We start from the raw sequence: 8,772 nt of genomic DNA on the forward strand, positions 1-8,772 counted from the left end.
CTGCTGCGCGCGCCGGCCACCAGCGCGGGCATCCAGTGGTGAGTGTGGCGGCGGCTCCAGGAGTGCAGCCAGTCGGGGCCGCCGGCCTGCCAGGCCGCGAGCCAGTCGGCGGCGGGCATCTGCAGCAGCGTGTGTTGCAGCCACTCGCGCAGCGGCGGCCAGGGTTCGGGCAGGGCCTGCGTGGGCGAAGGCCAGTGGCGCAGCGCGGACAGCGCGCTGGCGGCGTGTGCGCTGCGCGCGGCGCCATCGGCCAGCAGGCGCGGCCAGTCCAGGCCGATGCGGCGCACGTGCTCCATCGCGGTCTCGCGGCGCAACTGTTCGGCCACGCGCTCCTGTGGCGGCAACAGGCCGGGCGCGGCGGCGTCGATGGCGAGCTGGCTGCACAGGCGGTGCGCTTGGCTGCAGAGGTTGAACAGGCTGCCCATGAGGCCGGGCAGGCGCGCCGCCGGCACGCCATGGCCCATGCGCGCGGCCCAGTCCTGGCGTGTGCTCATCAAACCGAGTGGCGGCGGCGCACCGGGGGTGATGCGCAGCGCGCCCGCGAGCTGCTGCAGGCCGGGCATGGCCGCTGCGCTCATGCGCGCACCCCCGCACCCCGACCGAGAAAGAACGCCCGGCGCGCCGGCACGGGTTCAACCGGCACCGGCGTGGCCACCGGCGCGGGTCGGGCCAACGCCAGCGCTTCCTGCGCGGTCTCGCGCGCCAGCGCCTGGGTGGTGAATTCGCCCATGGGTGAGAACAGCGCGCAGGTCTCGTGGTAGCCGATGGCGGGGTCGTGCGCGCCGATGAAATCGAAACGCTCGCTGCCGAAGTTGCGCACGAAGCTGCGGCCCACCTGGTTGCCGTGCGGCAGCGGTGGCGCGGGCAGGCGCACCAGGCTCATGAACCACGGCGTGATCAGCACGCCCTCGGCCACCGGCTCTTCGGCGTCCGCGCCCCATTCGAAGCCCACCGCTTCCACGCACAGCGCCGCGTTCAGCAAGGGAATGCCCTGCATGCGCTCGACCTGCACCCGGCGGTAGAAATCCACCAGGGTCTGCACGCGGGTTTGCAAGGCGGCGTTCATAGAAGCAACAGAAACTGATCGGGTTCGCAATCGCAGTTCGGGCAGCGCCAGTGCGAGGGCAGATCGGCGAAGGGCGTGCCGGCGGGAATCTGCCATTGCGGGTCGCCCGTGGCGGGGTCGTACACCCACCAGCAGATCTTGCATTCCAGGCGCGAGTCCGGCCGCAGCACCTCGCGGTTGCCGAGGTAGGAGCCCTCGAAGCCTTCGAAGTGTTCCACGCTCAACTCCCTTCCAGCCAGGCCATCACCTCGCGCAGCCGGTCGTGCGAGTCGCGCAGGTCTTCGGGTGCGGCCATCGCCACCTCGGGCATGTCCACCACCTCCACCGTGTTGAGGATGACCTTGTCCATGGAGTTGTAGTACACCACGCGCCAGCAGTTCGGCAAGCGCGTGTTGGAGATGCGGCAGTTGCCGTAACCGCGCGACAGCATCAGCACGCGGCCGGTGCCGAGCTGGTGGTCCAGAAAGCCGATGTCTTCCGGCGACACCGGCAGCAGCGTGAGGTTGACCACGTGCGGCACCTGGCCGGGCCGCCACTGCGCCACCTGGTCGCGGATCTCGTCCACCAGCAGTGGCGCGTTCTGCACGTTGGGCGGCAGCTCGCCGCGCCACACGGGCTGTTCGGCCCACACATCCTCGGCGGCGATGGCGGCGAACAGCGAAGGCACCGGGCCGACCTCGATCGCGTCGTCCACCGGCACCAGCACGGGTTCGTCTGCGCCCTCGCCGCGCCGCCAGGTCATGAGCCGCCAGACGCCGGCGAATACCGATTCCTGCACGCGCACTTCCAGATTGCCTGCGCTCAGCTGCACGATGGCACTGGCCTCGCCCTCGCCCATCACCTGGTTGATGACCTGGAAGTCGCGCGGGGCCAGCCGGCCCAGCGGCACCATGCCCGGCGCGCCGCCATTGGCGCCGCGCTCGAGCAGCGCCAGCACCTGCTGCAGCGCGTTGCGCGCCTGGTCCAGGCCCGCGAGTTCCTCGGGCTCGGGCAGCATCGGCGGGCGGTAGGTGTCCATGTCTTTCGGCATGGGCATGTAGTCGAGCGAATCGTCCTCGGTGTGCGTGCCGGGGCCCAGGGCCACGAGGGGAATGGGGAATTCTTTCATGGGGTGTGTCCTTGCAAGGTGCGGGAAGGCGTGGCGTTCAGTGGCAACCGCCGGCGTCGCTGGAAGAAGCGGTCTTGCTCACCACCGGAATGCCGATGGTGGGCGGGCGTGAGGGCGGCATGCGCAGCGCGGCGTCCACGCCCTGCAGGTACACGTCCCAGTCCTGCATGCCGGCGATGGCGGTCACGTACTGGCCGCCGCGGAAGAAGAGGAGCGAAGGCCAGCGCTGCGAGCCGTAGCGGCGCGCCACCGCGTCTTCGCTGTCGCGCGGCACGGCGGCCACTTCGAAGCGCTGGGGGAACACCTTCATCAGCTCGGGCAGCACGGCGGCCACGTCCTGCCCTTCGGGGAAGCGCACCGCGTCGCCTGCGAGCAGCAGCACGCGGTCGCCGGGCAGCGCGGCCCAGTCGGCCACGCTGGTTTCGTCCACCAGCGCGGCGCCGAAGTCGCGCACCAGGCGCATCACCAGCGGCGCGGCGGGGTCGGTGCTGGGCGGGGTGACGGCCAGCGGGCGGAAAGCGGTTTCGATGGTCATGAAGGTCTCCAGAAAATCAAGGGCCAGCAAGCTGGCGGAGTTGTTCGGCGCTCATGCGCGAAGGCAGCTCGAAGCCGGCATCGCCACTCAATACATCGCCCTGCATGGCGCCCAGCACCAGATCCAGCGTGGCGTTGACTTCGCTGGCGCGAGCGGCGTCGATGCACTCGCGCGCGTCACTCAGAAACACCAGCAGCCAGTCGCCCGGCGCCACGTCACCCACCAGTGCGGTGTTGACGCGGCGGCGTTCACCGCGCCCTTCGCACACCGCATGGCCCGGCTCGACAGCGGTCACTTGCATGGGAATGCCGATGCACATGTCAGGCCGCCTCTTTGGGGAAGAAGCGATCATCGCCTTCGCGGCAGGCCGCTTCCGGCGCGGGGCGCTGCGTTTCGTAGGCCGCGAGCGCAAGCTCGTCCATGGTTACGGTCTCGCGGCTGCTCAACGGCGCCAAGCGCGGCGCGGGCTGGCCGCCCCAGCGCGCGATCTCGGCCACGCCGAGCAACAGCGCTTCTTCCATCGCGGCCTTCACCACCGGGCGCAGGCTGCCGCCGTAGTCTTCCAGCTCCTGCGGCTGGCAACCGATCAGCAGCACGCGCGACGGGTACTTGCCCGTGAGCTGCGCGAGCGACAGCACTTCCTGGAAGCCGGTCTGGTGCAGGCTCATCTTCTTCGCGCCCATGAAGCGCGGCACCGCGTCGTCGCGCACCAGCTTCAGCGTGCCGGGCGCCAGGCCGTAGTCGATGGCGTCGAAGATCAGCAGCGCGTCCGCTTCCTGCACGTGCTGGATCAGGTACAGGCCCTGCGTGCCACCGTCCACCAGCGACACATGCGGCGCGAACGCGTGGCGCTGCTGCAGCGCTTCCACGCAGCGCACGCCAAAGCCCTCGTCGGCCCACAGCAGGTTGCCGATGCCGAGCACGCAGATGGAAGTGGGCAGCGTGTCACCACCGGGGTGACAGGTCGTTTGGGGCGAGGTGGGGCGCATGGCTGGGCTCACTGGGAGATCAGAAGGATGAGGAAGGGGAAGAGGCGGAACGCAGCCGCTTCCAGGCGTGGAAGCTGTCCCAGGCGGCCTGCTGCGTCAGCCAGAACGCGGCGTCGACGCGGAACACGCGCGCGCAGCGGATGGCGGTGTCGGGCGACATGGCACGCTGGCCGTGCACCAGCTCGTGGAGCCGGCGGCGCGACATGCCGAGCAGCCGCGCGGCTTCGCTCTGGTTCAGCGAGAGCGGCAACAGGCAGGTGCGCGCCAGCAAGCGGCCTGGGTGCGTGGGCACGCGCAGCGGCACTCCCACCGGTGGTTGCACCGGTGCCGCCCTGAACCTGGAGCGGGCTGCGCGGCTCACGTCATTCCTTGAACGTGCGGTGGCCGGAAATCATCGTGCTCACAATGCTCTGCCGGCCCATGATGTCTTCGCGGATGGCGGCGTAGATGTGCAGGATGACGAACAACACCACGCCCCACATGCCCATGCGGTGCCAGGTGTGCACGTCCTGACTCTGACCAAACAGCGGGATCACCCATCCAAACATCCGCTCCTGCCACGAGCCCATCTGCGAGCCCTCGCCGTACAACGCGAAGCCGGTCACGACCATGAAGATCGACAGCATCAGGTAGAAGAAGAACATGGCAAAGCGCGCCAGCGGGTTGTGGCCCACGTACTGGTTCGGCTTCGGGATGAGAAACAGGTACCAGCGCAACATGTTGAACACCTCGAGCCAGTACGCCTTCTGGAACACCGGCACCCAGAACAGTTCCTTGGCGTGGTGGTTGCCCACGAGCGCCCAGTAGGCGCGCCCCACCAGCCCCACGGCCATGATGTAGCCAGCCGCAAAGTGCGCGAAGCGGATGTAGCCCATGAGGTAGTTCGCGCTGGCCTCGCCCGGCATGGTAGGCAGCGGCACACCGATGAAATAGCCGGTGACGCACAGCACCGTGATGGCGAGCGCATTGATCCAGTGCCAGAGGCGCACCGGCACTTCGTACACATAGACCGAGCGGATCGTCTGGCCCTGCTGCAGTTCCAGCGCATCGCGCTCGGCACCCGTGGCGTGGTGAGGCGTGTGTTGGTGTGTGGCGGACATGGTGATGACCTCCTGGAATGAGTGGACTCAGGCCGCAAGCTGCCCGAAGAGATACAGGCCCGCCGCGCTCAGCAGCGCGCCCAGCCCACCGAGCACCACGCCGCTGCGCTCGGCCAGCCAGCGCTTGATACCCATGCCCATGCCCACGCCACCCCCATGCAGCAGCGCCGTGGTGATCAGGAAGCCCGCCGCGTAGCCGGCAAAGCCGCTCTCGGGCGTTTCGGAACCGTGCGCCAGGCCATGCAGCGAAGCGGCCGCTGCGATCAGCCCGAGGCCAATGGCAGGCGTCACGGTGGCGCGGCGCGCGAGCAGCAGCATTGCGCCGAACATCACCACCGAGAGCGACACGCCGTGCTCCAGGTAGGGCACGGTGAAGCCGAGCATGCCCAGCGTGGCGCTGGCGATGAGCACGAGCAGGAACACAACCGGGCCCTGCCAGGCTTTACCAGCCGGCAGCGCCGAGACCGACCACACGCCCACGGCCACCATGGCCAGAAGATGGTCTGCGCCGAAGGGATGCACCAGGCCCTCATAAAGACTGCTGGTGCCATGGCCGGTGTGGGCCTGCGAGGTGCTGGCCAGGCCGGCGAGCAGTGCGGCGGCGATCAGGCCGCGCGTTGTTTTTGCGTTCATGGGAGTCTCCTCGTTGTTCTGGGGTGGATGTTCACCGCACCGTGACGCGGCTCATTTCTTGCCCGTCTTCGCTCATCACGTGCGTGGAGCAGGCCAGGCAGGGGTCGAAACTGTGCAGCGTGCGCAGAATTTCCAGCGGCTGCTCAGGGTTGACCATTGGCGTATTCATCAACGAGGCCTCGAAGGCACCGATCTGCCCCTTGTGATCGCGCGGCGAGCCGTTCCAGGTGGTGGGCACCACGCACTGGTAGTTTTCGATCTTGCCGTCCTTGATGCGGATCCAGTGGCCCAGCATGCCGCGCGGTGCAGCCACCGTGCCCACGCCCTTGGCCTCCTTCGGCCAGGTCTTCGGGTCCCACTTCTCGATGTTGGCGGTGCTACTGTCGCCGCCCTTGATGTTGTCGACCATCTGCTTGAAGTCGTCCATCATCATTTCAGCGGCGTACTGGCTTTCCAGTGCGCGCGCCAGCGTGCGGCCAATGGTGGTCGGCAGGAGCTGCTTGGCGGTGTACCTGGTCTCGGGCAGGCCCAGCGCCTTCGGAATGCCGCTATTGATGGCCGCCGCCGCCTCGTCCACCTGCTGCTTCACGCGCTGGCAATACTTGTTGCCTTGCGTGGCGTGCGCATAACCCAGGATGTAGCGCGACAGCGGGCCCACTTCCACCGCGTGGCCGCGCCAGCGAGGCGACTTGATCCACGAGTATTTGGCCGATTCGTCGAGCTGCTCGATCTTCGTGCGCGTGCCCTTGAAGTTCGGCCCCTCGGGGTTGTAGTTTGCCTCGGTCACGCCGTCCCATGGGTGCAGACCCTTGGTCTCGTCGCCGTACTTGTACCAACTGTGCGTCACGAACTCCTGCACCTGCTCGGGATCGCGCGGGTCGATCTCGTGAATCTTGTTCCAGTCGCCATCCAGAATCACGCCGCCCGGCAACTGGTGCGTGCTGTGGTCGTAAGGCACCTTCTCGTACGTACCGTAATCGGCCACGTTGGTGGCCGACAGGCCGCCACCGTACAGCCAGCCCGCCTGCTTGTAGATGGTGCCGATGGCCAGCACGTCTGGCACGTAGACGTTGTTGTTGAAGTCGATCATTTCCTGGATGCGGGCCTGCACGAAATTCAGCCGCTCCATGTTGATCGGGGCCCCCGCAGCGCCGTCGCCGTCGATGTTGATCGCGCACGGCACGCCGCCCACCAGGTAGTTGGGGTGTGGGTTCTTGCCGCCGAAGATGGTGTGCACCTTCACCCATTCCTTCTGCAGGTCCAGTGCCTCCAGGTAGTGTGTCACCGCCATCAGGTTCGCCTCGGGCGGCAAAACATACGCCTTTGAACCCCAGTAGCCATTGGCGAACGGGCCGAGCTGGCCGCTCTCCACGAACTTCTTCAAACGGTTCTGCACATCACGGAAATAGCCGGGCGACGACATCGGATGCGACGGCGACACCATGTGCTGCAGGTCGCTCGTCTTCTTCGGGTCCGCCTTCAGGCACGAGATCACGTCCACCCAGTCGAGTGCGTGCAGGTGGTAGAAGTGCACCGCGTGGTCGTGCACCTGCAGCGTCTTGGCCATCATCTCGCGGATGAGGTGGGCGTTCAGCGGAATGCGGATGTCCAGCGCGTCTTCCACCGCGCGCACCGACGCGAGCGCGTGGCAACCGGTGCAGACACCACAGATGCGCTCGACGAACGCCCAGGCGTCGCGCGGGTCGCGGCCTTTCAAAATCACCTCCAGACCGCGCCACATGGTGCCGGTGGAGACCGCATTGCGGATCACGTTGTTGCTGTCGAGGTTCACCTCGCAGCGCATGTGGCCTTCGATCCGCGTCACCGGGTCGACGACGATGCGCCGACCGGTGTTGTCCATGCGGAAGCCTTGAGTTTCGTAAGCACCCATTTTTTTCCTCGTTCTCGTCGTGGGGTCAGTCAGTGGTCGGCGGGTGTGCGCTTGTCTTCCGGCTTGCTGGCGTTGTTGTTGTCGCGCACGCGCTTGGCCACCGAAATCGCCGCATGCGCGGCCACTGCCGCACCAACCACACCGGCCGCCGTGCCACCGATCTGGTCGGCGTTGGCCTCGATGCCGAAGGCATGGATGTCGGTCAGGCGGTCGTAGAACGAGCCCTTGTCCCAGAAGCCGTCTTCCGAACAGCCGATGCAGCCGTGACCGGCCTTGATCGGGAAGCTCGTTCCCTCGTTCCACTGCACAGTGGAGCAGGCGTTGTAGGTGGTGGGTCCCTTGCAACCGACCTTGTAGAGGCAATAACCCTTGCGCGCGGAATCGTCGTCCCAGGCCTCGACGAACTGGCCGGCATCGAAGTGCGGGCGGCGGTAGCACTTGTCATGGATGCGCTGGCTGTAGAACATCTTCGGGCGACCCTGGCGGTCGAGCTCGGGCACGCGGTCGAAGGTGAGCATGTAGGTGATCACGCCCGTCATCACCTCGGGAATGGGCGGGCAGCCCGGCACCTTGATGATGGGCTTGTCGGTGATGACCTTGTGGATGGGCGTGGCCTGCGTCGGATTGGGCTTCGCCGCCTGCACGCAACCCCAGGACGCGCAAGAGCCCCAGGCGATGATGGCCTTGGCGTCCTTAGCGACGTGCTTGAGCTTCTCCACGAAGGGCTTGCCGGACTGGATGCAGAACATGCCGTCTTCGTTGAGCGGCGGGTTGCCTTCCACGGCCAGGATGTACTGGCCCTTGTACTTGGTCATGATCTCTTCGAGGATCGCCTCGGCCTGGTGGCCTGCGGCGGCCATCAGTGTGTCGTCGTAATCAAGCGAGATCATGGACAGCACAACGTCCTTGGCCAGCGGATGGGCGCTGCGGATGAAGCTCTCGGTGCAGCAGGTGCATTCCAGGCCATGCAACCAAAGCACCGGTGTGCGCGGCTTGTTCTCCATGGCGTGCGCGATCTGCGGTACGAAGGACGGCGCCAAGCCCAGCGAAGTGGCCGTGAGCGAGCAGTATTTGAGAAAGCTGCGGCGCGAAATGCCTTTGCGGCGCATGACCTCGTAGAAGGTTTCCATGGCGAATGTCTCCAGGTACTTGTGGTGAGCACCACGCTGTCCTGTCCGCATCGGGATGGAGAGACAACGCGGCACGCTTATGGGCGGGGGCGAGTCTTCATTGCAAATCGCGCGCCAGTGCATGCGCCTCGCGGGAATACCCTGGGAGGCCCACGTAAGTCCTTGTTTTATTTGGCCTTCAACTACGCCCAATGCGAGTCTTTAGATCGTCTCGGCTTTCGACTGAGAGATAAAATTCCACAGCCGCCATCAAAGTGAAATGTTACCTTCCAGAACTGGGCCAACTGCATCGAGCGCTACCGATACCTCGTGACACTATT

General features: G+C 66.5%; 11 protein-coding genes and 1 pseudogene. All 12 read right to left on the bottom strand.

The window, feature by feature from the left end:
- Positions 1–578 (bottom strand): annotated as a pseudogene (locus DBR23_RS06830) (hypothetical protein); the annotation flags it as partial.
- Positions 575–1,066: a [NiFe]-hydrogenase assembly chaperone HybE gene (gene hybE, locus DBR23_RS06835; RefSeq protein WP_051248958.1), complete on the bottom strand. Its 492-nt coding sequence runs from the start codon at positions 1,064–1,066 to the stop codon at positions 575–577. The pseudogene DBR23_RS06830 and the gene hybE, both read right to left, overlap by 4 nt.
- Positions 1,063–1,284 (bottom strand): rubredoxin, encoded by a 222-nt coding sequence (locus DBR23_RS06840; protein ID WP_369882093.1) that lies wholly within the window; start codon positions 1,282–1,284, stop codon positions 1,063–1,065. Before DBR23_RS06840 ends, hybE begins: the two co-directional genes overlap by 4 nt.
- A gap of 2 nt (positions 1,285–1,286) precedes the next feature.
- Positions 1,287–2,174: a hydrogenase expression/formation protein gene (locus tag DBR23_RS06845; protein ID WP_026436968.1), complete on the bottom strand. Its 888-nt coding sequence runs from the start codon at positions 2,172–2,174 to the stop codon at positions 1,287–1,289.
- A gap of 37 nt (positions 2,175–2,211) precedes the next feature.
- On the bottom strand, positions 2,212–2,709 hold the full coding sequence (locus DBR23_RS06850) for a hydrogenase (protein ID WP_026436969.1): 498 nt from the start codon (positions 2,707–2,709) through the stop codon (positions 2,212–2,214).
- 16 nt (positions 2,710–2,725) lie between these two features.
- Entirely contained in the window at positions 2,726–3,028 is a 303-nt protein-coding gene (locus DBR23_RS06855) for a HypC/HybG/HupF family hydrogenase formation chaperone (RefSeq protein WP_026436970.1), read from the bottom strand.
- A 1-nt stretch (position 3,029) separates the two neighbouring features.
- Entirely contained in the window at positions 3,030–3,698 is a 669-nt protein-coding gene (locus DBR23_RS06860; protein ID WP_108497741.1) for a HyaD/HybD family hydrogenase maturation endopeptidase, read from the bottom strand.
- Positions 3,699–3,717: 19 nt separating this feature from the next.
- Positions 3,718–4,059 carry a HigA family addiction module antitoxin gene (locus DBR23_RS06865; RefSeq protein ID WP_233250309.1) on the bottom strand — a complete coding sequence of 114 codons (342 nt, stop codon included), beginning with the start codon at positions 4,057–4,059 and terminating at the stop codon, positions 3,718–3,720.
- 1 nt (position 4,060) lies between these two features.
- Positions 4,061–4,798 (bottom strand): Ni/Fe-hydrogenase, b-type cytochrome subunit, encoded by a 738-nt coding sequence (gene cybH, locus DBR23_RS06870; protein WP_026436973.1) that lies wholly within the window; start codon positions 4,796–4,798, stop codon positions 4,061–4,063.
- A gap of 27 nt (positions 4,799–4,825) precedes the next feature.
- Positions 4,826–5,431 carry a HupE/UreJ family protein gene (locus DBR23_RS06875; protein WP_108497742.1) on the bottom strand — a complete coding sequence of 202 codons (606 nt, stop codon included), beginning with the start codon at positions 5,429–5,431 and terminating at the stop codon, positions 4,826–4,828.
- 31 nt (positions 5,432–5,462) lie between these two features.
- Positions 5,463–7,322: a nickel-dependent hydrogenase large subunit gene (locus DBR23_RS06880; RefSeq protein WP_026436975.1), complete on the bottom strand. Its 1,860-nt coding sequence runs from the start codon at positions 7,320–7,322 to the stop codon at positions 5,463–5,465.
- A 29-nt stretch (positions 7,323–7,351) separates the two neighbouring features.
- A complete protein-coding gene (locus DBR23_RS06885; RefSeq protein WP_026436976.1) occupies positions 7,352–8,452 on the bottom strand; it encodes a hydrogenase small subunit in 1,101 nt (366 codons plus the stop codon).
- Positions 8,453–8,772 lie beyond the last annotated feature (320 nt).

The sequence above is a fragment of the Acidovorax sp. HMWF018 genome, assembly GCF_003061035.1.
Classification (GTDB): Bacteria; Pseudomonadota; Gammaproteobacteria; order Burkholderiales; family Burkholderiaceae_C; genus Acidovorax; species Acidovorax delafieldii.

Coding starts and splice junctions, on each gene's coding strand:
- hybE (WP_051248958.1), bottom strand. CDS start 1,066: ATGAACGCCGCCTTGCAAACCCGCGTGCAGACCCTGGTGGATTTCTAC.
- DBR23_RS06845 (WP_026436968.1), bottom strand. CDS start 2,174: ATGAAAGAATTCCCCATTCCCCTCGTGGCCCTGGGCCCCGGCACGCAC.
- DBR23_RS06850 (WP_026436969.1), bottom strand. CDS start 2,709: ATGACCATCGAAACCGCTTTCCGCCCGCTGGCCGTCACCCCGCCCAGC.
- DBR23_RS06855 (WP_026436970.1), bottom strand. CDS start 3,028: ATGTGCATCGGCATTCCCATGCAAGTGACCGCTGTCGAGCCGGGCCAT.
- DBR23_RS06860 (WP_108497741.1), bottom strand. CDS start 3,698: ATGCGCCCCACCTCGCCCCAAACGACCTGTCACCCCGGTGGTGACACG.
- cybH (WP_026436973.1), bottom strand. CDS start 4,798: ATGTCCGCCACACACCAACACACGCCTCACCACGCCACGGGTGCCGAG.
- DBR23_RS06875 (WP_108497742.1), bottom strand. CDS start 5,431: ATGAACGCAAAAACAACGCGCGGCCTGATCGCCGCCGCACTGCTCGCC.
- DBR23_RS06880 (WP_026436975.1), bottom strand. CDS start 7,322: ATGGGTGCTTACGAAACTCAAGGCTTCCGCATGGACAACACCGGTCGG.
- DBR23_RS06885 (WP_026436976.1), bottom strand. CDS start 8,452: ATGGAAACCTTCTACGAGGTCATGCGCCGCAAAGGCATTTCGCGCCGC.